This is a genomic window from Desulfomonilaceae bacterium (assembly GCA_041662605.1).
Taxonomy (GTDB): Bacteria; Desulfobacterota; Desulfomonilia; order Desulfomonilales; family Desulfomonilaceae; genus CAJBEZ01.
Map to the genome: position 1 here is coordinate 1 of JBAZSD010000005.1, position 24,977 is coordinate 24,977.

General features: G+C 43.6%; 26 protein-coding genes and 1 tRNA gene. 10 read left to right on the forward strand and 17 right to left on the reverse strand.

The features are described 5' to 3' along the window. On the forward strand, nucleotides 1-358 hold a 358-nt coding region (locus tag WC647_05410; protein MFA6221733.1), incomplete at its 5' end, for a hypothetical protein. A 97-nt stretch (nucleotides 359-455) separates the two neighbouring features. Here WC647_05410 and secG read toward each other — a convergent pair. From secG to gap, 4 genes are all read right to left on the reverse strand, one after another. Next, nucleotides 456-887 carry a preprotein translocase subunit SecG gene (gene secG / locus WC647_05415; protein ID MFA6221734.1) on the reverse strand — a complete coding sequence of 144 codons (432 nt, stop codon included), beginning with the start codon at nucleotides 885-887 and terminating at the stop codon, nucleotides 456-458. A gap of 15 nt (nucleotides 888-902) precedes the next feature. Continuing rightward, entirely contained in the window at nucleotides 903-1,673 is a 771-nt protein-coding gene (gene tpiA, locus WC647_05420; GenBank protein MFA6221735.1) for a triose-phosphate isomerase, read from the reverse strand. A 47-nt stretch (nucleotides 1,674-1,720) separates the two neighbouring features. Further along, the gene (locus WC647_05425) at nucleotides 1,721-2,905 is read right to left on the reverse strand and encodes a phosphoglycerate kinase (protein MFA6221736.1); all 1,185 of its coding nucleotides are present in this window, start codon (nucleotides 2,903-2,905) and stop codon (nucleotides 1,721-1,723) included. Between the two features lie 95 nt (nucleotides 2,906-3,000). After that, entirely contained in the window at nucleotides 3,001-4,011 is a 1,011-nt protein-coding gene (gap, locus tag WC647_05430; GenBank protein MFA6221737.1) for a type I glyceraldehyde-3-phosphate dehydrogenase, read from the reverse strand. A 233-nt stretch (nucleotides 4,012-4,244) separates the two neighbouring features. Between gap and WC647_05435 the strand changes: the two genes are divergently transcribed. Next, nucleotides 4,245-4,667, forward strand: coding sequence for a hypothetical protein (locus tag WC647_05435; GenBank protein MFA6221738.1), 423 nt, complete (start codon nucleotides 4,245-4,247; stop codon nucleotides 4,665-4,667). 32 nt (nucleotides 4,668-4,699) lie between these two features. Here WC647_05435 and WC647_05440 read toward each other — a convergent pair whose 3' ends face one another. Then, nucleotides 4,700-5,608, reverse strand: a complete 909-nt coding sequence (locus WC647_05440) for a cysteine synthase family protein (GenBank protein ID MFA6221739.1) — start codon at nucleotides 5,606-5,608, stop codon at nucleotides 4,700-4,702. A 200-nt stretch (nucleotides 5,609-5,808) separates the two neighbouring features. On the opposite strand from WC647_05440, the gene WC647_05445 reads away from it, so the two are divergent. Next, nucleotides 5,809-6,564, forward strand: coding sequence for a hypothetical protein (locus WC647_05445; GenBank protein ID MFA6221740.1), 756 nt, complete (start codon nucleotides 5,809-5,811; stop codon nucleotides 6,562-6,564). Here WC647_05445 and WC647_05450 read toward each other — a convergent pair. Together WC647_05450 and WC647_05455 are read right to left on the reverse strand one after the other, a co-directional pair. Continuing rightward, nucleotides 6,550-7,374, reverse strand: a complete 825-nt coding sequence (locus tag WC647_05450; GenBank protein MFA6221741.1) for a hypothetical protein — start codon at nucleotides 7,372-7,374, stop codon at nucleotides 6,550-6,552. The genes WC647_05445 and WC647_05450 overlap by 15 nt on opposite strands. Nucleotides 7,375-7,688: 314 nt before the next feature. Continuing rightward, complete coding sequence (locus tag WC647_05455) at nucleotides 7,689-7,961, reverse strand: hypothetical protein (GenBank protein ID MFA6221742.1); 273 nt, start codon at nucleotides 7,959-7,961, stop codon at nucleotides 7,689-7,691. A gap of 350 nt (nucleotides 7,962-8,311) precedes the next feature. On the opposite strand from WC647_05455, the gene tatA reads away from it, so the two are divergent. The 4 genes from tatA (at nucleotide 8,312) to WC647_05475 (ending at nucleotide 14,096) form a co-directional block, all read left to right on the forward strand. Continuing rightward, nucleotides 8,312-8,524, forward strand: coding sequence for a twin-arginine translocase TatA/TatE family subunit (gene tatA, locus WC647_05460; protein ID MFA6221743.1), 213 nt, complete (start codon nucleotides 8,312-8,314; stop codon nucleotides 8,522-8,524). Nucleotides 8,525-8,624: 100 nt separating this feature from the next. Then, nucleotides 8,625-9,983 carry a hypothetical protein gene (locus WC647_05465; GenBank protein MFA6221744.1) on the forward strand — a complete coding sequence of 453 codons (1,359 nt, stop codon included), beginning with the start codon at nucleotides 8,625-8,627 and terminating at the stop codon, nucleotides 9,981-9,983. A 279-nt stretch (nucleotides 9,984-10,262) separates the two neighbouring features. Continuing rightward, nucleotides 10,263-10,595, forward strand: coding sequence for a transcription termination factor Rho (locus WC647_05470; protein ID MFA6221745.1), 333 nt, complete (start codon nucleotides 10,263-10,265; stop codon nucleotides 10,593-10,595). Between the two features lie 165 nt (nucleotides 10,596-10,760). Next, the gene (locus tag WC647_05475) at nucleotides 10,761-14,096 is read left to right on the forward strand and encodes an AsmA-like C-terminal domain-containing protein (GenBank protein ID MFA6221746.1); all 3,336 of its coding nucleotides are present in this window, start codon (nucleotides 10,761-10,763) and stop codon (nucleotides 14,094-14,096) included. On the opposite strand, the gene WC647_05480 is transcribed toward WC647_05475, so the two are convergent. From WC647_05480 to rpsP, 6 genes are all read right to left on the reverse strand, one after another. Next, a complete protein-coding gene (locus WC647_05480; protein MFA6221747.1) occupies nucleotides 14,093-14,719 on the reverse strand; it encodes a ribonuclease HII in 627 nt (208 codons plus the stop codon). The two genes, WC647_05475 and WC647_05480, sit on opposite strands and share 4 nt — an antisense overlap. Nucleotides 14,720-14,725: 6 nt before the next feature. Further along, on the reverse strand, nucleotides 14,726-15,076 hold the full coding sequence (gene rplS / locus WC647_05485) for a 50S ribosomal protein L19 (protein ID MFA6221748.1): 351 nt from the start codon (nucleotides 15,074-15,076) through the stop codon (nucleotides 14,726-14,728). 3 nt (nucleotides 15,077-15,079) lie between these two features. Continuing rightward, nucleotides 15,080-15,826: a tRNA (guanosine(37)-N1)-methyltransferase TrmD gene (trmD, locus tag WC647_05490; GenBank protein MFA6221749.1), complete on the reverse strand. Its 747-nt coding sequence runs from the start codon at nucleotides 15,824-15,826 to the stop codon at nucleotides 15,080-15,082. Next, nucleotides 15,819-16,322 carry a ribosome maturation factor RimM gene (rimM, locus tag WC647_05495; protein ID MFA6221750.1) on the reverse strand — a complete coding sequence of 168 codons (504 nt, stop codon included), beginning with the start codon at nucleotides 16,320-16,322 and terminating at the stop codon, nucleotides 15,819-15,821. The genes trmD and rimM overlap by 8 nt, the downstream gene beginning before the upstream one ends. Nucleotides 16,323-16,376: 54 nt before the next feature. Next, the gene (locus tag WC647_05500) at nucleotides 16,377-16,607 is read right to left on the reverse strand and encodes a KH domain-containing protein (GenBank protein ID MFA6221751.1); all 231 of its coding nucleotides are present in this window, start codon (nucleotides 16,605-16,607) and stop codon (nucleotides 16,377-16,379) included. 67 nt (nucleotides 16,608-16,674) lie between these two features. Then, a complete protein-coding gene (gene rpsP / locus WC647_05505) occupies nucleotides 16,675-16,929 on the reverse strand; it encodes a 30S ribosomal protein S16 (GenBank protein ID MFA6221752.1) in 255 nt (84 codons plus the stop codon). Nucleotides 16,930-17,146: 217 nt separating this feature from the next. Between rpsP and WC647_05510 the strand changes: the two genes are divergently transcribed. From WC647_05510 to WC647_05520, 3 genes are read left to right on the forward strand one after another with little or no spacing between them, the layout of a single operon-like run. After that, nucleotides 17,147-17,812: a TIGR04282 family arsenosugar biosynthesis glycosyltransferase gene (locus tag WC647_05510; protein ID MFA6221753.1), complete on the forward strand. Its 666-nt coding sequence runs from the start codon at nucleotides 17,147-17,149 to the stop codon at nucleotides 17,810-17,812. Beyond that, nucleotides 17,781-18,455, forward strand: a complete 675-nt coding sequence (locus tag WC647_05515) for a TIGR04283 family arsenosugar biosynthesis glycosyltransferase (protein ID MFA6221754.1) — start codon at nucleotides 17,781-17,783, stop codon at nucleotides 18,453-18,455. The genes WC647_05510 and WC647_05515 overlap by 32 nt, the downstream gene beginning before the upstream one ends. A gap of 15 nt (nucleotides 18,456-18,470) precedes the next feature. Then, a complete protein-coding gene (locus WC647_05520; GenBank protein MFA6221755.1) occupies nucleotides 18,471-19,472 on the forward strand; it encodes an NAD(P)-dependent oxidoreductase in 1,002 nt (333 codons plus the stop codon). A gap of 348 nt (nucleotides 19,473-19,820) precedes the next feature. Here the strand turns inward: WC647_05520 and WC647_05525 are convergent, their stop codons facing one another. From WC647_05525 to ilvD, 4 genes are all read right to left on the reverse strand, one after another. After that, a complete protein-coding gene (locus WC647_05525) occupies nucleotides 19,821-21,506 on the reverse strand; it encodes a response regulator (protein ID MFA6221756.1) in 1,686 nt (561 codons plus the stop codon). 1,118 nt (nucleotides 21,507-22,624) lie between these two features. Continuing rightward, a tRNA-Ser gene (locus WC647_05530) sits at nucleotides 22,625-22,714 on the reverse strand. Between the two features lie 10 nt (nucleotides 22,715-22,724). Continuing rightward, a complete protein-coding gene (gene tadA, locus WC647_05535; protein ID MFA6221757.1) occupies nucleotides 22,725-23,207 on the reverse strand; it encodes a tRNA adenosine(34) deaminase TadA in 483 nt (160 codons plus the stop codon). 23 nt (nucleotides 23,208-23,230) lie between these two features. Continuing rightward, nucleotides 23,231-24,889, reverse strand: coding sequence for a dihydroxy-acid dehydratase (gene ilvD / locus WC647_05540; protein ID MFA6221758.1), 1,659 nt, complete (start codon nucleotides 24,887-24,889; stop codon nucleotides 23,231-23,233). Nucleotides 24,890-24,977 lie beyond the last annotated feature (88 nt).

The following is a 24,977-nucleotide window of genomic DNA, read 5'->3' on the forward strand; positions in this document are numbered from 1 at the left end:
AGTGGATTTGAGCTTATCCGGCGAGCCGGCCAAAGAGGCTCCCAAGGCCGCTGCTCCAGCCAAACCTGCGGCAGCTCCCAAGCCGGCTCCTAAACCAGTCGAAATTCCCAAACCTGTTGAAAAACCAGTGGAGCCGACTAAGCCGGTTGTAGCGGCAAAACCCACCCCGGTTAGCGCCCCCGCGGCAAAACCGGCGCTTGTTGTAGCTCCTCCTGTCCAGATTTCTGGTCAGGACGTGGCTATCGATGTTTCGGGTGAGTTGACGGATGAGGATATTCAGGACCTTAGAGATATGGTCGCAGCTTTTCGAGCGGTAAGGGCTTTTGTTTCCAATGTTGGAGCTAAGCTCTTGGGATGATTTTCACGGTTATTTTTCAGACTTTGCGGTAGCGCAAAAGCCCTATGTTTCACGTGAAACATAGGGCTTTTGCGTTTAAAATTAAAATCTTACCGCTTTATTTCGCTCCCGAATCTGTTTTTGTTTCTGATGTAGGATTAGGGGACGTTTTTTGTGTATTGTCTGCGCCCTGGGCGTTAGAATTTACAGGTGGGCCTTGTTCTTTCCCGGGACTCTCTTTCCCCACTGGTGGAACCACAGGACCACCGGCGGGAGCTGATTGTTCGGTCATCAAGGATCGTTCTTGAACTGCAGGCGCTTTACCGGAAAAATATGTCAACACAATAGAGGTCACCATAAAAACCACCGCAGCGATAACCGTGATCTTGCTTAAGAATGTAGCGGCTCCAGTGCTTCCAAATACGGTCTGGTTCGACCCCCCGCCGAAAACCGCGCCTATATCGGCTCCCTTTCCGGTTTGCAGTAATATTATAAGAATCAACGCGATACAGACGACTACATGAACGACTAAAATAACAGCGGTAAGCATATTCTTTGTTCCCTTCTATATACCTGTTCCTTGCTCAATTATACCGATAAAATCATCAGCCTTCAATGACGCTCCTCCAATTAATCCTCCGTCAATGTCCGGACATCCCATTAAATCGTGAGCATTTGCCGGCTTTACGCTGCCTCCATAGAGAATCCGGATCTCACTGGCGATCTTTTTGCCCCACAAACCAGCCAATTCACCACGCACAAACGTGTGGACTTCCTGCGCCTGCTCCAGGCCGGCCGTTTTACCCGTGCCAATCGCCCATACCGGTTCATAGGCGACTATGAAGCGCAACGGATTATCGATGACCAAGGACTTGAGCCCCTCAACAAGTTGTCTCTTCAGGACTTCAAAAGTTGAGCCGGATTCTCGCTCTTGAAGTGTCTCACCTAAACAGAATATTGGTATCAATCCGTTTCTAATTGCCGCCACAATTTTCTTATTAACCGACTGATTCGTTTCTCCGAAATATTGTCTTCTTTCGGAATGGCCGACAATTACGTGGGAACATCCGATCTCTTTTAACATAGGGCCCGAAATTTGACCAGTAAACGCGCCCTTATCCTCCCAGAAAAGATCTTGCCCGCTTACCTGAATTTTTGTCTCTCGCGCCTCTTCTATCGCGCTCGCCAGAGACGTAAAGGGAGGGGCGATTATAACCTCACATTTTCCCCAAAGATTTTTCCCTTTTAGAATTAGCTCTTTAACCAGATTCCGGGTGTCTGCGGTATTGTTGTTCATTTTCCAATTGCCAGCGACAATTGGTATTCTCTCTTTCATTTCAGATTCCTTTCTCGTCTACAACAGCATGAAGAGCGGATTAGGCGTCAAGATTCCAGCGCTGCGACACCAGGAAGAGTTTTTCCTTCCATAAATTCCATAAAAGCTCCTCCGCCAGTAGAAATATATGATATTTTATCCGCCACGCCGGCTTGAGCGACAGCGCGAACAGAATCACCTCCCCCTACTATGGAAAAAGCATCGGACGCGGCTACAGCCGTCGCAATATCCATTGTGCCCTTCTTGAACGCCTCTTTCTCGAAAACACCCATTGGCCCATTCCAAATGATCGTAGAAGCTTTTTCGATCTGGGCGTCAAATTTTCTCACCGTCGCGGGGCCGATATCCAGAGCCATCTCCAAAGGTTCTATCTTTCCCACAGGAGTTACATGCGCTTGCGACCCAAGTTCTATTCCAGCCGCGACGACTACGTCTTCCGGCAGACAAAACAGGCGTTTCTTTTCCTGAGCGATACTCATGATTTCTTTACCCGTTTCAAGCATGTCGTTCTCAACAAGGGAGGCGCCCATTTCAACACCTTTGGCCTTCAAAAAAGTATTGGCCATTCCACCCCCGATTAAGACTGCTTCCATTTTCATTAAAATATTCTTGAGAACGCTTATTTTATCCGAAACCTTGGCGCCGCCAATTATTCCCACTACAGGTTTTTTGGGGTTGGAAAATGCCTTTCCCAAGTTTTCCAACTCCTCCTTCATAAGAAGCCCAGCGCCTTTTTCTTTTACCAATTGAGCAATCCCGACGGTTGAACAATGCGCTCTATGCGCTGTTCCAAAAGCGTCGTTAATATATACGTCCGCTAATTCCGCCAACTTAGCGGAGAAAGCTGGATCATTCTTGGTCTCTTCACCGTGGAAGCGAACATTTTCCAAAACCACTAATTCGCCCGGTTTCAGGCTGTTCACTGCAGCAACGACATTAGGACCCACACTATCATCAACAAATTTGACTTCCTTAGACAACAGTTCGGATAACCGTTCTGCCACAGGTTTCAAACTCAACTCCGGCTTTACTTCCCCTTTCGGTCTTCCAAGATGAGAGCAAAGGATCAGTTTGGCTCCTTTTTCAATAGCGTACTTAATGGTTGGCGCCGCTCTACGAATTCTGGTGTCATCCTTGATGGAGCCCAACGCGTCCAGCGGGACATTAAAATCAAATCTCAAAAAGACCCTTTTGTCGCGTATATCAATGTCAACAATGCTTTTTACGGCCATTTTTCGGCTCCTGTTCAGTCATTATCTTTAGAAAACAAACCGGCCCTTCATTATCAAATAACGCTGGGGCCGGTCAGTTCGATTTTTTCTCAAGCCTATTTCAATTTCCCACCGATGAACGCCGCTAAATCCGTCATCCTGGTCGAATATCCCGACTCGTTATCGTACCACGACAGAACCTTGACCATATTCTCCCCGACCATCATTGTGGACAGTGAATCAAATAGTGATGAATACGGGCTGTTAATAAAATCTGAACTTACCAGGGGCTCATCGATATAGGCCAGGATTCCCTTTAAAGGTCCCTCGGCGGCCTTTTTCATAGCAGAGTTGACACCTAGTATCGTGGTTTTTTTCTTGAGAATGGCAGTTAAGTCAACCAACGAAACATTGGGAGTAGGAACTCGAATAGAAAGGCCGTCGAGTTTTCCCGCGAGTTCCGGAATAACTAATCCTATAGCCACCGCAGCTCCTGTAGTGCTTGGTATCATGTTTATCGCAGCGGCCCTAGCTCGGCGGAAATCCTTATGAACTGTGTCTAACAGGCTTTGATCCATAGTGTAGGAATGGATCGTGTTCATCATACCCCTCTCAACGCCGAATTCATCGTTTAAAACTTTTACCAGAGGCGCCAGACAATTTGTCGTGCACGAGGCGTTAGAAATAATGTCATGTTTAGATGTGTCATAAGCGTTGTCGTTAACCCCTATGACAAACGTGCCATCGATATTTTTACCCGGCGCCGAAACTATGACTTTCTTAGCTCCCGCCTGTATGTGTTTGATAGCTTTTTCCTTATCTCTAAATATTCCTGTGCACTCCATAACTACGTCAATCTTGAGTTCAGCCCAGGGAAGGTTTAGCAGATCGTCCGTTATTTTAAGGGCTTTTACTTCTTTATTATCAACTTTGATTAATTTATCAGTGAAAGACACCTCTCCTGGATATGGCCCATGCACTGAATCTCGTTTGAATAAAAACGCCATCAGCTTTGGTTCCATCCTGTCGTTTACAGCTACGACCTCAATTTTCGGATTGGCTAAAGCGCTTCTCATTACTGTTCGGCCAATTCGGCCAAAACCATTGATTGCAATTCTTACTGACATATTGAACCTCCCCTATAGTGTTAGAGAACTCCATGATATTAGTTGACTCTCAACTCTCAGTCAACTTTGAAAGATTTATTTCCTTGTGTTTTCAAGCTAATTCAGCTATATGTTAACCTAAACGAGAGGTCAGGAAACGTTAAATCCGACCTTTCCTTTTAGTCCAAAACCACCTGAATCAGAGTGGCGGTTCAAAGACTCAGCATCTATCGCCGGCGTGAGCGTAAGTGAATATGAATAAGTTGTTGCGCACTTTTCTTGCGACCTTATCGATGTTCATGCTCACCAGCGTCTTCAATTATGAATTCTCTCGAGCCCAGAGCGGATCAGCCAATCCCTGGAAAATAACCAGCGTCAGAATCTGCAAGACTTCTTCAGGTTCGTTAAGCTCTTCAATGGAGGCCATAGGCGCGTACCCGGTTTACACCTTCTTTATTCCCAGACCGGTTTGGACAGTAAATGGCACTGTTGTTGAAGCTGTTCCAGTTTACCAGCATGGGCGCCTGGTTTCTTTTGAGCTTTTGAACTCTAGCCCTTACCTCAATTCTGGATCCAAGAATACTGTTAAGTTCGCGTTACCCGACCATAACGGTGTTCGGGTTTTCTTTTTTGATTCTAAAAAATTTGGCCCAGGAGAATGCTACGAGTTTTTCTAATCGAAAGTCTTGATCCATTCTCCTTGAATCCATTAAGGGGGGCATTTTGCGCAAATTGATTTAAACAATGTCGTGCTAAGGTACCTATCCCCTCTGTCCGGTAAAATACAAACGATCGTTCCGCTAACCATGTCTTTGGCTGTTTGAACCGCTCCATAGACCGCAGCGCCGGCGCTCATTCCAACAAAAATTCCCTGGGTAAGAGCAAGCCAGCGCGTGGTATTGTACGCTTGCTCATCGTTTACCCTTACTGTTGCATCGATGCGTCTCGGATCATAAATTTTCGGAACAATAGCTTCCGACATGTTTTTCAGTCCTTGAATCGCATGGCCTTCAACCGGTTCGACTCCTATCACTTTTATTTCAGGATTCACTTCCTTGAGGCGCCTCGACACTCCCATGAGAGTTCCAGTAGTCCCCATTCCAGCCACAAAGACATCAACTTCGTTTCTGGTCTGTTCGAGAATTTCTACTCCCGTTGTCATATAATGGGCTTCCCAGTTATAAGGGTTCTCGAATTGATTTGGCATAAAATATTTGTCTGGATCCGACTCGTAAATTTGCCGCGCCCGACGGATAGCTCCATCCGTGCTTTCGCACGACTCGGTTATTTCGAGTTCCGCTCCAAACGCTCTCAAGGTGTTTCTTCGTTCATGGCTAACACACCCTGGTAATGTAAGAAGGCATCGATAGCCTTTACACGCCGCAACCATTGATAATCCGATTCCTGTGTTTCCCGAAGTCGGTTCCAGTATGATTTTGTCTTTGGTAATTAATCCTAGTTCCTCCGCCTTACGGATCATATAGACGGCAATTCTGTCTTTTATGGAGCCGCCAGGGTTATTTCCTTCCAGTTTCCCGAAAATTCTCACTCCATTTGAGCCGTCTGGCTTTTGAATCTCTACTAATGGCGTGTTCCCTATGAGATTGAGAATGCTCATGTCAGACTCTTCCCAAAAAATTCCGAATTCATAATTTCCCTAATCTTTTTAACATTTTCACTCGTTATAAGTGAAGAGTTTTCGTTCCTGCAAGAAGCCTTCAGGACCATTCCGTGGCATTTTCCCCTGTTATGTCTTGAAATATCGCTCACTTTTTTATATAATAACATCGAAATCCTTACCTAATTGGAGTTTTCATTATGAAGGGCTTATTGAGCTTGAAGCGTATATTTTTTTGCGCGCTTTTAGTAGCTCTTCTGAGTATGTCTTTCTTTTTAACAAGCAGTTCGGCTCAAGCCTCGTTTGACGTGTCTAAAGACGCGTTTACAATTTCGAATGCGCCGGGCTATTGCTTTGCAATGGCCGCCTTTGCGCGCTGGTACTATCTGAACCGACCCGACGGCCTTCCACTCAGGAAGATGCTCACTGAAAAAACCCAAACCAAAATAGCCAAACAATTGCAGGATTTTTATAGTAAGAACTTAGTCCAAATTCAGGCCGATTTTTGTAATCGCTATAATGGAAACAATTCCGAACCCTTTCGGCGGCTGGTGAGCGGCTTGACCGCCGGTGAGCCTCGAATAGTTTTGCTCATGAACAAGGGCTCTTCACGAGCTGTCTTGCACGCGGTCCTTGCGTTCGCGTGGCTACCGGAAAAAAATTGTCTCAAGGTTTATGATCCAAATTATATTAATGAGGAGCGCTATATAGATCTTGGAAATAACAAGTACACCTCGCTGGATATAACATACCACGCTATTTGTTTCCCTGAGGCCTTGGAATATCATGAGGGGCTTACAAGAAAAATACGCTACCTGTATTCAGCTTTTGCTTCAACCAGACCCACCGGGGCCGGTCCTACCGCTACTCCCCGATTTATGAAGGCTTCTGCGCCTGCTGGGAATGGTGGGTCGATACTTCCTAAGAATTACCTTCCCGACTCAAAAACCAAATGAGACTCCACCTGTAAATCCCGTTGAACTGAGAAACCATTCGTTGTTTAGTTCCTGGTTGTTTTCAACCGAACTGACCAGACGTTGCGAAAATCCTAAACTCAATCTTACGTCAGGGTAAAGTTCCCAGTTGCTTGATAACTGAAAATTTGAGACCAATCCCATGGTAATTAGGCTCATGCCCTCCCACTCCGCTCGAAACTCCAATCCATACGGCGCCCAAAATCGCGCTTGAATTCCTACTGTGGGGAAAATAGCATCCAGCTTTCTGGTGTTTGAGGTATTGGCGCCTTCTTCATTCTCACCGTTAAGTGATACCCCGTAGCGTAAATAGTGTATCCCCAGCGAAGGACAAATACCCCAGGAATTAACGTCGAAAAGCCTATACGCATAATTAAATCTCAACCAATTAACATCGACCCTCGTATCCACAAGAGAATTCTCTGGATACAGCCTATTATGGAAAAGCAGTTCTCGCTGAATCCGTTTAAGTCCTGTGGCCAACATCATAAAATAGTCCAGGTCGAAAAAGTATGAATCACCAATTTGCGCGTCCGCAAATACTGTAACAGATTCTGTCTGATCCGCTCCCAAATCCGGCCCCATATAAATCCTTGCCCCTGACGCGGGTCGACCGCCAGCCGGAATAAGAAAATCACCACTGACCCATTGATAGCCCCACTTGATTCCAGAAAAAAACCTTCCCCATGAAGTCAATCTGAAGGGTTCTTGGGCAGACGCGTCATAAACTGATCCGGCTGCGATAAAAAACAATATCAAAAATAATATTGCGGGCAATTTTCTTTGGCCCATGATTAAACCACCTTTCTTACAGTGGTTACTTGATGCTCCGCTTTATATAATTTTCATACATCCTCTTCAACTCATAAATTTCATGAGCGGCCATGACTGTCTAAAAAAAAGAACGGAAACCTTGTGGGTCTCCGTTCTTTGGCGTGAAACATCTAAAGTCAAATCCATGTAACAGGGTTGCCTCGCTTGTATCTTTTCCTCCGGAGCCGCGTTTTATGTGAGCGGATTACCGCTGACATTCTGATTCATCCTATTTTATGCGTCTATGACTAACCACACAGCCTATTCGCAATTATCCGACAAAAGAAGAAACGTCAGGCCTGTCCGACAATGCTGGTGTTTGGCCTAGGTCCAGTACTCTCTATTTTAAGTTCTTCTATTATCGACGCTATTTCCGCATGAAGCACTTCAAGTTGCCAGTTAAAGTAAATGTCTTCGCCGAAGTCTCGTAAAAGCTGTTTTTGCGCCGTTATATAATCTTTGATCTGTACGGCCCCTGAAAACACATGAATTGGATTAATAAGAGTGGCGATTACTTCTTCCTGATGTTCTTCTTTTTTATTTTGTTTATTACTTTTCTGGCTCATATTTGGATTTCCTTTGAGTTGTTCATGCCAGTTGTAAGAGCAACTATGGCGCCAAACTCTTATAGGTCGAATAATGAATCATCAGTTCAACAGGTTACGTATAATGGATGAATTCATTTTTCATAGTTCAGTGTACAATATCCGACGCCATAATATTGATCTTCGCGCTCTTTAGTAAGTTTTTCAACACTATATCGTTAGTGTCCCAAATCGGACATGGGCGCCGTTTTTCGCGCGACGCTCCAGCTCTTAGTTCATTTGACGAAACATTCTTATGTATTTATAATGACCATGGGAGTTAATGAAAGTTCATCAAGAAATTTTTTTCTTAATAAAATGGAGATTTGGCTATGGCTGGATTAGGAATGCCTGAGTTACTCATCATCTTGATTATTGTCGTCCTGGTTTTTGGCGCAAAGAGAATCCCAGAAATCATGGGAGGAATAGGAAAAGGAATTAAAACCTTTAAGAAAGGCCTCGAAACTGATGAGGCGCCCCCATCTACCCCGGCTAACCCTGCTTCGTTTTCGGACTCTTCCAAAGACAAGGCTGAGCCAAAATAATACTTAAACAGAGCTTTTTTTGCTGCGCCTTTTGAATTTCCTTGTCAGGCGACCTTCTGCAGGATCCATTAATTTTTTACAAAATTGTTTTCAGCGGAACATGAAAGAAAAATTATCCAATGAAAAACAGACCTCGAGAGGTTTGTTTTTGTTCTACGGGGATGAATTTCTTATAAGAGAAAGAGTATCCACTTTTATTGACTCTCTGCTGGACCCTGCCTCTAAGACTACAAATCTGCAATCTTTTGATGGATCTTCATTAAACGTTGGGAACTTGATTTCGCATTTGCTCAACAAGTCCTTGTTTGGAGGAATCCGCGTCGCTCTTGTAGAATACACTACGCTCTTCGTAAGCCAATCTAGTGTGTCCAAAATTGTTGAAAAAGTTGTTGAGGCGTGGAAACGAGGCGACTCAAAAACCGCCTATCGAAATTTAAAACAATTAGCCGGATTGTCTGGGGTTACCCTTGAAGCCGGTGTTCCTTCAGATGGTTGGTTAAAAGACGTGGATGCAATCTCTAGGCTTGATAGTCAAGATCAAGAAGTTTTTCAGCAAGCAGCCACAAGCTTCGCACAGGAGTTTTCCGGTATAATTTCCTCCGGAGACGAAAATGTAATTTTGGAATTCGTTCAAGAGGGAACTCCTGAAGACACCTATCTAATTATGACCGCATTGTCGGTTGATAAGAGAAACAGGCTTTTCAAGGCGTTTGACAAAAACGGACACGTGGAAGAATTAAAGCCCAGGTTTGATAAGTCCTCCGTTAGGCTCGATAAGAGTTATTTTCAGCATTCAATCAGAGATTTCTTGAATAGCCGAGGCAAAACTATAACTTCAGACGCTATTGATCTGGCTTTTATCAAGTCCGGCAAAGATATCCGACGCATAAGAAGCGAGTTCGACAAAATTGTTTCATATCTTGGAAACCGTTCAGAAATAAATACCACAGACATTAAAGATCTATTTCTGGATTTCCACGAAGCGGCTTTTTTCGATCTTTCAAGGGCTGTTCGTGAATCAGACTCAAGAAAATTGCTGATTGCGCTTCATGAAAATCTCAAAATAGTAGATCATCCTCTGCAAACACTTGCAGCTTTGGCTTCGGAGTTTCGCAAAATTATCGCAGCTCGCGAACTGCTTTTCACTGATTTCCGCTCTTTGTGGAAACCTGAAATCAATTTTGATCAATTTGTTTCCATGGTAGCAAGGTTTCGATCGGAGTCTCCCCCGAAAAAAATTCAGAAAGGCAAATTCAATTTATTGACTCAAAAGGATTTCCCTCTTTTCCAACTTCTCAAAACGGCTCAAAATTTTTCTCTTCAGCGGCTAATTCATATAATGGAAGCTATTCTGGACGCGGATATAAAGATAAAGTCTACAAAACTGGGCTCTGCGTCCCCAAATATAATCTTGGAAAATTTGGTTTTGGAAATTTGCGATTCCAAGAAAACAGTTTAATTCGACCTCTTCAAGGGTCTGAAATGGACTGTTTGACTAACGCGCTGAGTTGGAAAAGTGAGGGATTTGATCAAAAGAAAAATCCTGGTAACACCTGAAGTACAGGCTCACTCCCCAGAAGTGAACGCTATGCCAAACGAATTATAGACAAAAGATACCAATAGCATGTAAAATCGAACCGTTTGCTCGTAAAAAGTATGGAGAGGCGGCTTCTTCTGCCAACATTCCAGATGTAATTATACGGAAAGAAAACAAATAACATAGACTGGAGGATAGTTAATGGGTGAGAAAAAAGACCGAAAGCAAAAAAAAGAGAAAACCCTTGAAAATTGGACTATTAAAGAACTGCGCGAGGAAGCTTTAAAGGTTCCAAATATTCAGGGCATTCATGGAATGAATAAACAGGAAATCATAGATTTTCTAAGAGTTGAAAAAGGGCTTCCTGCTCCTGAAAATAAAAAGATGCCTGAAGGCATAAGAGTTTTTAAGGAAAAGGTCGGACAATTGCGTTCGAAACGCGATGGGGAGAGGAGTGAAGGAGCTTCCAGAAATCGACTGGATATTTTGAGACGCAAAATATCGAAAATGAAAAAGAAAACTCGCGGCAATTAGAGACAGAGTTCAATTCGTGTCAAATCGGCGACTCGGCTCATACCAACAAGCCTGTCGCCGATTAAAGAAATCATGTTAAGCTTGTTTTTCTTCAAAATTGCATAATAGATTTAATCATCTATAAAGTTATCAGAGTCCCTGCCTCTTTTTCTTCCAAGAATTCTAATGAACAAGACCCAGAAAGAAAACGTAAAAACACTACCGAATAGATCTTCTTTTTTGGTTAAAATATTGTTGGGTCTTACAGCGTCTTTCGCTCTCCTCATTTTGTGTTTCTCAGTCTTTGTTTTTCTTTTCCTGAACAGTAGTTACTCCGATAAGTATTTGAAATATTACATAGAATCTAGAACTGGCAAAAAGATTATATGTCAGGACTTTTCCCTGTCTTGGCCCACCTTCCAGAATATCAATATCTTATTGAAAGATTTGAGGGTCTATGAAGCTGAGCGGAACATTACTGTGTTCCAGGCTAAAGAAATGGATTGTGAACTGGATTTAGGCTCACTTTTCCTGGGTAGATTATTGTTAAACAAGGCTTCAGCCATTCAACCAGTGTTATTTTTAAAACCAGAGTCCGATGCTGAAAATAACATTTTGATGGAGAAGGACCAGATCTTTAACATTCTTGGATTACAACTGGAAATCAAGAACTTGCAGATTCATCAGGCAACTATTGTGAACCTGAGTCATGCAGGGATTCCGGCACGGAGAGAAGAAATTCTTTTCAACAAACTAGACGCAAAATTCTCTAGCGTCAGTTTGTCGCAGGTCGACGCCTTTGAAATAAAAGGACAGGCAAATGAATCACGTTCACAAGGCGAATTCGAAATTAAGGGAAGATTCTCCCAGTCAACAACTGAACATCTGGATAACTCGAAGTTTTTCAACGCTAAATTTTCGGATTGCCCTCTTAAACCATTCCTGATGATTTTCAGGCAGTTAGGTCTTAACATACCGATAACGGGTGCAAATTTAAGCTTTGCCGCGGATGCCGATTTTAACTCCGGGAAATGGCTTTTTAAAGGCGTTTCAATAATTTCGGGTGGTTTTTTACAATCTAATGAGCTTGTAAAATCTCGTGTATCAATAGAAAAAATAGGGTCTAGATTTTCTGGAGAACTTTCTGATGAATCTATAAGGCTGGATTTACAGGAGGTCAATTTGCCGGGGGCTGTGGCTTCTCTAACAATTTTAATAAAGAACCGGCTCAACACTAATCCAAAGATCGAATTATCTATTAAGAGGGCAGAGATCTATCTTGATCGCATCTCCGCTTTTATACCACTCAGTTTGTTTCCCGCGCCGGAAAGAGATCGTATCAAAAAGGCCGATTTAAAGGGTCATATTCAAATAGTAAATTCATATTGGAGCAATGATCTCAACTCTTTACGGAATGGGAACCTTTATTCAGAAGACATGTCGGTTGACGCAGTGCTCGATGGTGTTTCCGGATTTATCCCAGGATTTTCATCTCCAATTAGAGAAGCAAGCGGGTTTATGCGCTTGAACGCAAAAGAAGTTCTTTTCAAAGGCATAACATTATTCCTAGGAAATTCTCAGGTTGTTATAAATGGTTGGATTTCAAATTTGAAAACAAAACCTGCGGTCGATTTGTTTGTTGCTTCTCACGCTTACGCGTCCGACATTCGTGATGTTCTGCTTAATAGGCCTTTTTCACAAAGATTCGAGTCAATTGTTAAGAATATTCAGGATCCGCTGGGTTCAGCGGTAATAAACATGGATGTGAAAGGGCTACTGTCAAATCCTTCTTTAAAAGGTCGAATAAGTTTGGAGGATCTACAGTTCAAAGTTGATGGCTTACCTGTTCCGATAAAAAAAGTCGTCGGGGATGTGCGCTTTAGAGGATCGAAGATAAATTTGTCCGGTCTTAAAGGATTTATCGGTGACAGTCCTTTTGAATTCAGAGGAGGACTTTCACAAACAGAGTGGAACCTTAATTTCGACTTTAAACTCGGAGCTGGAGACGTTCGCAAATTCGGACTGTTTCCCAATGGTTGGAACATTTCCGGTTCTTGTCCAATTACGGTCGGTCTTAAAGGTAGTCCTTCGAACTTAAATTTTAATGGAGCCATAGATCTCACTCCAACAAAGATAACATTTGAATCATTTCTTCGAAAAAAAATCGGGATCCCGGCTAACGTCGAATTCTCCGGAACCAAAAACTCAGGAGGTATTTCTATAGAAGAGGCTTATCTTGTCTCTGAGGCGGGCCGTATTTCAGCAAGAGGCTTCTTCAAGGATGACGGCAAGGTGATGGTGACCATCAATCTTCCTCCCAAAGGAATTCCTACGTCAGCGCTAATTCCGTTCTCTGATCCAATTTTGGATTTACACAGCGGAGGCAGGATAGAAGGAGATTTTTCTTTAAGAAAAGAGAAAAATCAGGAACCAATTATCGAGGCTAATATTAACTTCAGCCACATAACTCTTCGATTGCCCCGATTTAGAAAAATCACGGAAGGATTAACTGGCGCATATCAACGTAGATCAAGATTTTCAAATGTTACTGTTGAACGGTCTCGAACTGGAAGCTCACTAATTTCAGGCTCATTTTCCATCGCTGAACCGGATAACCCTAAATTGAAATTTTTAATCGACTCAGAATTCCTCGATACTACTGATTTCACCGCCCCGCCGGGGGAAATAAACTCGATTTCCTGGCAGGAATGGATTCGAACCAATCCATTGATCAGATTTCTCGCGAGGTCCAAGCTTTCCGGCAACGTGCACGTCGCAAAGGGAAAGACAGAGCTTCGAACTTTTGATGATTTCCGAGCTGATATGGAGGGGACATCGGGCTTGATAAAAGTTTCTAAATGGCAAATGAATCTTGCGGATGGTGTTTTACGAGGAAACGCTAATTTTGATATCCAACCCCAGACATTGATTCCTTTAAAAATAAATTTTCATGGGGAAAAATTAAAGTTTGACAGGATTTTTATATCTGATCCGCAAAGGGTAAAAGTAGATGGAGATATGAATGTTCAGGGAAACATGGAATGGAAAATCCGACCTGTGTCGGACAATCATGGCGTATATAAAACCGGGGTGATGGATGTAGTTTTAACAAATGGAATAATTTATAGATTTGAAATTCTTTCCAAGATCTTCTCGTTGATCAATCTGGGGTCTCTTGTCAGGGGACGAATTCCAGATATTATCGGGCAAGGTTTGCCATACCAGAAAATAACCTGGAAAACACAAATTTTTGATAACAAATGGCAATTCAAGGATTTAAAGTTATTTTCGGACGCTGCCAAGGTGGATGCTTCAGGCATGTACTTTAGTGATCAAAATCGAATAGACTTCAAAATATTAGTGTCTCCACTTGTGGGATTGGATGCGATCGTGTCGGGATTGTTTGGCAATTTGATAACAAAAGACGGAAAAATATTAACGACTACTTTTCGAGTCAGAGGCCTATACAGTAGTCCTGATATCAGACTGGAGCCCTTCGAAAATCTCAAAATGGAAAACTAGTTTCCGAAAAGCTCTTCCTGGAAAAACATTTTTACCACCCCAAAATATTTTCTGTGTTCTATACATGGGCCGTGTTTCCTGATAGCCGAAACGTGTTCTTTGGTTCCATATCCCTTGTTCCTATCGAACCGGTATTGAGGAAACCTGTTGTGTAATTCCTCCATGATTCTGTCACGTGTCACCTTTGCGATAACACTGGCGGCTGCAATGGACAAAGATAATTGATCGCCTTTTATAATAGGTATCTGCGGAATTTTGATGTGGAGATTTATAGGTCCATCGATCAACAATAGTTCCGGTTGAGGCGCAAGACCCTGGACGGCCCTGCTCATAGCCAATTTGGTGGCCTGAAGAATATTTATTCTATCTATTGTCTCGACTGTGACAATGCTGACATTGATCGCCCGGGCTTCTTTCTTTATTTCAGTGAACAGTTTTTCGCGCTGGTTGGGGGTGAGCAGTTTGGAATCGTTAAGACCTTGAATGGCTGAGTTCGCCCCTAGAATTACAGCGGCCGCTACCACTGGACCTGCCAGTGGACCACGGCCGGCTTCATCTATACCAGCCACCAAATTGACGCCTGATTCTTGAGCTTGCAGTTCATACTTGTAATCAGGCGGCATTTTTTATCAAAGATTAGCCATTTTTTCCTTGATTCTCGCTGCCTTGCCTCTAAGCTTTCTGATGTAGTAAATTTTCGAACGTCTTACCCTACCCCGGGTTACCAATTCCACCTTGTCGATTAAAGGGGAATCATGGGGGAAAACTCTTTCCACACCAATGCCATATGACACTTTCCGAACCGTAAAACTTGAACCGGAGCCCTTTCTGCTAATTCCTATCACCACACCTTCAAACACCTGTATTCGTTCACGGTTACCTTCAACGATTCTGACATGGACCTTTACAGTGTCTCCTGGTCTAAAATCCGGGATATCCATGCGAATTTGTTCTTTTTGAATTTGATCCAAGATATTCATAACTTACTCCAATCCAATCAGCGATTCTGTTTCAATTTCCTGCATTAGTTTTTTCATTTCATCGTCGACCGTTAGGGTTTTCATCAAGTCCGGTCGGTATGTTATTGTTTTCAATATTGACATTTTTCGTCTCCAGAGACGAATCTTTTCGTGATGTCCCTCCAGAAGCACACTAGGCACTTCAAAACCTTCAAATTCTCTGGGTCTCGTATATTGAGGATATTCCAACAGTCCGTCATAAAAAGACTCTCCACCGATTCGGCTGTCGGATCCCAGTACTCCTGGAATCATTCTGATTATCGAGTCGATCAATACCATAGCCGCAGTTTCACCGCCGGACAAGACATAATCTCCTACAGAGATTTCTTCGTTCACAAAGTACCTGACTCTTTCGTCAATTCCCTCATACCGGCCGCAAACCAGCAGTAAATTTGCCCTTTGTGACAGTTCTTCAACTCTTTGCTGGCTAAGTCGCTTACCATGTGGTGTTAACAGAATGACACTTGTTTCCCTGTTAACGTCCTGAACACTTCGTATGCCTTTTACAATTGGCTCAGGTTTCATCACCATACCGATACCACCACCATAAGGGTAGTCATCAGTTGTTCTTCTGGGGTCATCCGCAAATTGTCTGAGATCAATGGCTTGTATGTCAGCCAAGCCCATCTGTGACGCCCGGGCAGGATTTCCGTACGTCAAAAATGAGTCAAAAATATTCGGGAAAATTGTCAACACCCGGATGTTAATCATCTGGGTTCATTCCATCTAAGAGATCTATTATTATTTGAGATTGTTCCACGTCAATCGTTTTGACTATTTCGTCAATGAACGGGATTAGTAACTCCTTCTTGCCGGTGTAAATTTCAAGAACATCATGCGCCGATGTTCGAACCAAAGATTTTACTTCACCCAATCGAGCGCCTTGTGTGTTGAAAACAGATAATCCTATTAGTTCAAACCAGAAAAATTCGTCTTCTTCTTTTGGTGGAAAAAATCGCGATGAAGTTTTTACAATTTTGCCTGTTAGTTTTTTAGCTCCGTCAAGAGTTTGGACATCTTTAAGAGAAGCCACTATCAAATTTTGGTGTTTTCGTATTGTAGCGACTTCGAAACGTTTCTCTTCAAAAAAAAGAAAAGGAAAATCCTTGAAAATATCCGGAGTTTCCGTATATGGATATATCTTAAACTCGCCTTTTAACCCAACAGGTTTTAGGGCCTTACCTACAACGATTAATCGATCAATCATAATTTATTCAATTGATTGATGATACTTCTTATATGATCACACACCCTTTGTGGGTTATTCCATGATTTCTAGTGAAACTTTCTGTTTTCTCTTTGTCGAAGCTGAACTAAGCACAGTCCTCATCGCTTTAGCAGTCCGTCCGTGTTTTCCAATTATCCTTCCCAGATCAGCCGGCGCGACTTTCAGTTCGAGGACCAAGCCCATTTCTACTTCTCTTTCAGAAACGCTCACTTCATCGGGTTGGTCAACCAGGGTTTTCGCTACGAATTCTATAAGTTCTTTCATACCAAACCTCGGGGACGGAATCGTTTTTTCCTAAAAGCAAAACAGGGAATGGTTCGGCTGAAAAATATTACTGCGCAGGAGCTGTTTGACTGGCCGTTTTCAATAGCTTTTTTACCGTGTCGCTGAGTTGAGCGCCTTTTTTAACCCAGTCTTCTATAGCTTCTTTTTTCAGGTTAATTCCGTTAACTTTGTTTCTAGGATCGTACGTTCCCAAGGTATCTAGGAAACGACCGTCCCGCGGATAAATTGAGTCTGTAACAACAATTCGGTAGAATGGACGTTTCTTTGAACCGTGTCGCGACAATCTGATTTTAACAGCCATTTATTCTGAAGCCTCCAGTAATTTAGGCAATGATAGATCCATAATCGTACAATCTTATTTCACCGTAGTGACTCAGTCAAGCAATTTTAGTCCGGTTCGATCAAGATACTCTGTAAAGCGCCTGATTTACCTGTTGACTTGATCGTAAAAAGTCATCTTATTTTTATCAAAATGCTTTTCAAAGGCTTGTTCAAACGGTAATAAACAATTTTTTGCAATGTTAAACAGATTAATTGTCTTCACCAAATATCCTATTCCTGGGCGCGTCAAGACCCGGCTTGTCCCATTGCTGGGAAGTGAGGCGTCGGCGAAACTTCACCGAATTCTGACCGAATTGACCATTTATAAAGCCGTTTCAGCAAAGGCATCGTCCGACTTCGATATCGAAACGCATTTTTGTGAAGGCGCCTATGGATTGATGCGCCAATGGTTGGGGCCTTCTTTTAGGTATCGGAGACAAATACAGGGTGATCTCGGACAAAAAATGCTCTACGCGTTTAAGGTCGCTTTTGATGAAGGCTGCAAGAAAGTGGTGCTTATTGGAAGTGACATTCCTGGTTTGACTCCTCAAATTTTGTCTCAGGCGTTTCAAGCCCTGGATGATCATGATGCCGTAATTGGGCCGGCAATTGACGGTGGATATTATCTTATCGGAACTGCCGGCTTTCACCCTACGTTGTTTCATAACATTTCATGGAGCGCGTTTGACGTTTTTGAAGAAACAGTTCATAGACTGTCCTCTTTGGCGTTAAAAACAAAAATTGCTCCTGTACTTTCTGATCTGGATCGACCTTCAGACTTTTTCAAGCTAGAAGCGCTTTCCTTATTTGGGAATATGTACTTTGACAAAAATGATTTCCGTGATCATACCGACTCTGAATGAAGCTAGTACGCTTGAAAATTGTCTGAAGAGCGTAGGGACGCGTTCCGATTTTGAAAAGATTGTGGTTGATGGTGGCAGTTACGACTCAACCTTGGATATCGCACAAAATTATGATTGTTTGGTGTTGGTTACGGAATCCAGCCGCGCCCGACAGATGAATCTCGGCGCGCTCAGGGCATCAGGAGAAATTTTGTTATTTCTCCATGCTGACACTACCTTGCCTGACAAATGGTCCGAGGCTGTTTTGGAAATATTACGTGAAGATAGAATAGTCTGCGGCGCTTTTGCCTTGTCCATATCAGAAAATCTCAGAGGCCTTTATTTAATTGAATTGGCCTCAAATTTCAGATCTCGAGTTCTGAACATGCCTTACGGGGATCAAGCTTTTTTCATGACCAAACAATCTTTTAATATGATTGGAGGTTTTCCTGATCAGCCGATTATGGAAGATTTTGAGTTCATTCGTAGATTAGGGAAACAAGGGAAGATTCGAATTTCAGCATTATCCGTCAAGACATCAGGCCGGCGCTGGAAAAAGCTGGGTCTACTAAGAACCACATTAATTAATCAGATCGTCATAGCGGCCTATTCTTTCGGGTTTTCTCCAAACAAATTGAGAAAACTTTATGACAAGTGGGCGTGATACAGGATTGTTCCCTTGAATGAAAAACGTAAAATTCGATGTGTCGTAACAGGCAGTACGGGTTTTATTGGAAGTAATTTGACTCAACTTCTGTTGAACCGAAATTTTGAGGTGATTTGCCCTGTTAGAGAACCGAATAAAGTTAAACATTTACAATCTTCCAACACAAAAATCATTACTTTTGAAACACTCGAACGGGATTTAACGGTTTCAGAGGGGTTTGAATATTTTTTCCATCTTGCAGGAGCCACCAGGGCTCTAAATTATGAGGGCTATTACGAAGCAAATGTGAAGCTGGCCAAAAGGATGCTGGAGTTTGTAATTAAACGCTCTGACTCCAAAATTTTTAAGAAATTTGTACTCGTGAGTTCACAGGCGGTAAGTGGACCAGCACGCTCTTCGGATGACCCTGTTGTTGAAAATGATGTTCCTAATCCGGTTTCTCTTTATGCTCGTTCAAAACTCGAAGCTGAAAAAATGGCGCAAAGTTTTGTTGATTTGATACCAATCACTATCATAAGGCCTTCAACGGTGTTCGGACCCCGTGACACGGATGTTCTGGGTGTGTTCAAATCGTGCAAATATGGTGTGGCGCCTTGTTTATCCGGAAGAGACCGCAGAGTTAGTGTTATTTTTGTCGATGACTTGATCGAAGGAATTGTTCGCTGCGCCTTTTCTGAAAACAGTTCTGGAAAAACTTATTTTCTCGCCAATCCTGATCCAGTTATATGGCGCGATTTTATAAAAGATACCGCTCGAGTAATGGGTACCCGTGTTTTGATTGTGCCATTACCCAAATTTGTTTTACGAACATTTGGAAGTTTTGCCGATGTAATTGGGGCGTTGTCCCGAAAGCCTCAAATGCTCAGGACAGAAAAAATTCGGGAGATGGATCAGATGTATTGGATTTGCTCTTCAGAAAAGGCGCGCCGTGACTTGGGTTGGATCCCTCGACACTCTCTTGTGGAAGCCTTAACCAAAACTTTTCATTGGTACAAAGACAACTCCTGGTTGTAAACGCACGGTTCTTGGACGACCCCTTCATGAGATAAAGGCTTGGCGAGGATTTGGCTCACCCGCGCGTCAAGCAAGTGGTCTGACGGATGAGAGAAACCCTCATCCACCAGCCCAGAAACTATTTCCAAACACCGAAAGGTGTCTTCCTAGCAATATTGTCGCTGAACATATTTACAGTAACAGCTCTTGCACAAAATTAACGGCAAACCGGAACTCTTACCAATTTGAGCTGAACTCTTTTCAGGTCCTCATTTTGCTTCTTTAATCCTGTCTTATAAGCCGGGAGTTCCTGGATGATCTCTTGCAGGGGCCTTACCTTTTCCATATCTCAGGATTCTTTAGAATATTTCATCCATTGGCTCCTAACACTCGATCGAGTTCCGCTTTGAGGATATTCATATCATATGGTTTGCGCAAAATACTAGCAGGGCGTCGGTCGGGAAAGCTCTGTAGTATGACATCCTCAGTGTAACCACTGCTAAGGATCACCTTAACATCCGGTTTGATCCGTATGAGTTCCCCGAAAGCTTCAACTCCATTCATTCTCGGCATTGTAAAGTCGAGTATCACCAGATCTATTTCATTCAATCGTTCCCGGAAAACGCTGACTCCGTCCTCCCCATCCACAGAGGTAATCGTGTCATAGCCCAAGACGCCTAAACGCCTGACAGTAAGATTACGAACCTCTGTCTCGTCATCAACTAACAGAATAGTTTTTCGTCGATTAATGGTGTCGAGCCCTGGAACCTTAGTTTCAACTATGTCCGTGACCTGAACAGAAGTCGCCTGAGCCTCTTGCAACGCAGGAAATAGAACACGGACTGAAGTTCCCTTCCCAATCTGACTGTCCACAATTAATGCTCCACGGTGCCCCTTTACTATCCCCAGCGCTTCGGCCAATCCAAGGCCACGACCAGTGAACTTTGTTGTGAAGAAGGGATCAAAAACCTTGCGCAGCGTCTCTAAGTCCATTCCGCAACCAGTATCTGAAATGTCCAAAAAGACGAACCGACCTGGTTCAGGCTTTATTTCAACGCGGCTATGGCTCAGATACCCTTCATTGCCATCCATGACTCCTGTAGAAAGTCTAACCTCACCGTTCTTGTCCCCAATCGCCTCAGAGGCGTTGATCAGAATGTTCATAATCAAGCGTTGTATTTGATCCGCATCCACTCTAATCGGTGGAAGCGCGTTGCCGATTGCCAAGTTGAGAGTGACTTGTTCGGAAACACCCAATTTCAACAGGACGCTGTTTCTGTTCAACCATTCGTTGAGATCCAAAGCCACCGGGGAATTCAATATACTGCCCGTGTATATCAGCATCTGTCTCGATAATTCCGCTGAACGTTCAGCCGCCTGAATTGCATTTTCGACATCCTGCCGTGCCTCGGAATCCAAAGGCAGATCCTCGAGAGCAAGACCAAGGTTACCCAAAACTACCATCAGCAGATTGTTAAAATCGTGGGCTATTCCCCCGGCCATAACACCGAGACTCTCGAGTTTCTGAGCATGTAGAACCTTTCGCTCGATCTCCAGCCGTTCAGTCTCCAACCTTTTGCGCTCAGAAATTTCATTCCTGAGCTTTTCGTTGGCCAGTTGTAAATCGGCCGTCTGATTTTCAAGACGAGCACGCAATCGACTCATTTCCAGGTGGGTTTGGACACGAACCAGCAACTCTTCATGATCGATAGGCTTGGTGATGAAATCTACAGCGCCGAGCTTCAAGCCTTCTACCCGCTGTTTCACTTCTGTGGACGCGCTGATGAATATGATCGGGATATCGCTATACTCTTCCCGCTCCTTGATTTGCCGGATAACATCAAACCCATCAGTCCCAGGCATTCGGATGTCCAAGAGCACAATGTCCGGCAGACCAGAATGGATCATATCCAGGGCCATCGTTCCATCATTAGCTACCAGCGCAGTAAAACCCGCCTGTTTCACGACGCGGAAAAGAATATCGCTAAAGTCTTTTTCATCGTCTACGATAAGGACTTTGGCGGCTTCAGTGAACTCCTTCAGATTAGTTTCCATTAATAGTTTTCGGTCCTCAACTCATTGCGAAGCAACGCTGAAAGTAATCGGGGCAACGATTTTGAGGTCGAATGGCTGGATGTCATTGTGAAATAGTCCGGTGAACAGGAACTCGACATCTCGAGAATCAAACGTTCGCTTAATCCTTTTCCACCCTTGCAGACCCATCTTTTACAAAGACGCCCTTTTTAGTGATGCGCTTAGAGCGCCTTCATCGTTTTCAGAGTGACTTGTGGATCACAGAAAACAGTTTTCTATTCGTCAGACTAGTCTTCTTATTTGACGACAAACCAATTACTACTCCATTCAATCCTCAGGGTATGGAAATATTTCTATGGAACAATTTCCATAATTTCGTATTGTGAGAGAAAATCTTTGCTGTTCATTTTATTAACATAATTCATCTTGGACCAAATTAATCAGTCAATCGGTCTTGTGTTAAAGAAAGATAAAGCCCCAAGGCGTAGTGTTTCGAGAGAGGACATGGGAATAACCGGAGCTTTTCACAGTTTTCAACAAGACAACCTAATGGATCCTTAGGAGCAAGTTCGGCGCCATGATAATTGTTGTTCAAAAACAATATCGGACATTTATTCTTGAGGTGTAAATTTGCCCTACGTCATGTCGAGAAGACAAAATCTTACGAAGTGATCTCGCTTTGGCGAGGCGCCAGAGACATTAAATGTGAGACGAATTATGCTGGTCTTGTGGGCCTGTGTAACCTAGACCCCTGATGAACCAAAATTGGGAGTCGACAAAACGTTTCCTTGGGGACATCGACAAAAACCCGGTATTTTCTAATGTCCCCTTATGGTTCATTTCCGTGATCGCGCTGTGGTCAGATTGGGACAACTGAATCGATTTCTATAGGTTTTCTGTAAACGGGCGCAGTGGATGTGTTTGTGACCTACTTTTAGTCAATTAAACCAACGTGTTATAAATACAGCGACAGGTGTGACGTTTATTTTCTCTTTTTTAGAGGGAAAAAGACAAGATGGTAAGTTTTAGCCGTTATAGGCGTTGTTCCATGTATGACATGGACTGGATTTGCACGCCGTCTGCACGCCCGTTTCTGGATATTTTAAAAAAGTTGAGTGTAATATTATAGATAGGTTATGTGGCGGAGAGAGAGGGATTCGAACCCCCGGTACCCTCACGGGTACAATTGATTTCGAGTCAACCCCCTTCGGCCTCTCGGGCATCTCTCCGCTGATGTGCTCATCTGCCGGTGGTTTTTAAACGTCGCTCACGAAAAAAGTCGCGTAATAGCGCAGCCGTTTCTTTGTTCATAATTCCTGATGTAATCTCTATTTCATGGTTATATCTAGGATCGTGGGATAGATCAAAAAGGCTGCCAAATGCTCCGAATCGGCTGTCCCACGCTCCGAACATGACCCGTTCGATCCGAGCGTTTAAAAGCGCCGCCGCGCACATGATACAGGGTTCTAAAGTAACATAAATTGTTGTTCCGATCAATCTCCAATCCCTTGCCGCCCTTGTGGCTTTTCTTAAAGCTACTATTTCCGCATGAGCAGTAGGATCATGATCGGTCTCAACTCTGTTATAACCGGACCCAATTATTCTGTCGTTTTTGACAATTATCGCCCCTACCGGAGTTTCCCCCAGGCTGTAGGCTTTTTTAGCCATGATTAGGGCGGTTTTCATGAAAAAAAGTTCATTCCGTTTCCCTGATCTTGGCAAGATGTCTCCAGATACGCTTCGATCTATCTAAAGACCGCCCCTTGAGCGGCGGAACCCACAAGAGAGGCGTATCTCGCTAAATATCCTTCTTTAATTTTAGGTTCGGGCGATCTCCACTGTTCTCTACGTTTTTCAAGCTCTTCAGCCGTGACATTCAAATCAATTTTCTTGTTCGGTATGTCTATGATTATTTCGTCTCCATTCTTTACCATGGCTATGGGACCACCATGAGCCGCTTCCGGAGATACATGACCAATCGCAGCTCCGCGTGTTCCACCACTGAAGCGTCCATCTGTGATCAGACATACTGTCCTATCCAGTCCCATCCCAGCAAGCGCAGATGTAGGGTTCAGCATTTCCCGCATTCCTGGACCTCCTTTAGGTCCTTCATACCTGATAACGACTACAGTTCCGGGTTCAATTTTACCCAACAGAATTTCCTCGACCGCCGCTTCTTCCGAGTCATAAACTTTAGCTCGACCTTTATTTCGAAGCATTTCCTCAGAAACGGCGGATTGTTTTACCACTGCCCCCTCGGGCGCCAGATTTCCATATAGAATCGCTATACCTCCTTGCTCATGGTAAGGATGGTCTAATGGTCTTATTATTTCAGGGAAGCGAACTGCTGCTTTTAATAAAGTCTGTCCCAAATAATCTCCAGTGACTGTCAGCACATTTGGATTGGCAAGCCCGGCTTCTAACAGTTCTTTCAAAACCGCCTGGATTCCTCCAGCCGCATGAAGATCCTCGAGATGATGCGTGCCCGCAGGGGAGAGTGAGCAGATGTGCGGAGTCCTGGAGCTAATTTCATCGAACAATCTTAAATCTATGTCCTGTTTCGCTTCTTTACCGATGGCGGGAAGATGCAAGACCGTATTCGTAGAGCATCCCAAAGCCATGTCCACAGCAATCGCGTTTTCAAACGCCTCTTTGGTAGCTATGTCTCTAGGACGAATTTCCTTCGAAACCAGATTCATAATGCTCATACCAGCTCTCTTGGCCAATCTGATCCTTTCGGCATGAACTGCTGGGATCGTTCCATTACCTGGTAGACCTAGTCCAAGCGCTTCAGTGAGGCAATTCATGGAATTAGCCGTAAACATCCCTGCGCACGATCCACAACCTGGGCAGGCTTCATTTTCAAGTTCGGACAGCTCTTCACAGGACATTTTGTCCGCTGACACTTTTCCTACCGCCTCAAATACTGTTATCAAGTCAACTTTTTCACCACAAAATCTACCGGCGAGCATGGGGCCCCCACTAACTATAATGGCCGGAATATTAAGTCTTAAGGCCGCCATCAACATTCCAGGGACAATTTTATCACAGTTGGGGATCAGAACCAGTCCATCAAAAGCATGAGCCATCGCCATGATTTCTATTGAATCCGCTATCAGCTCTCTAGAAGCCAGAGAGTACTTCATGCCTTCATGTCCCATAGCCAAACCATCACAAACGCCGATTGTCGGAAACTCCATTGGTGTTCCACCGGCAATTCTGACCCCTGCCTTGACCGCGTCAGCTATAAGATCCAGATGTATATGACCAGGCACTACTTCATTAGCCGAATTTACCACTCCAATTAATGGCTTGCCTATTTCTTCGTCAGTAAATCCCATTGCCTTGAGCAAGGCTCTTGAGGGGGCTCTGGTCAAACCCTTTTTCATTAAATCACTACGCACGTAAAAGCCTCCAGTACTAATCTTGAAATTCAGTATTCAATAATTGATGAATCACTGGTTGATAATATCTTAACAAATTCAAAGACGC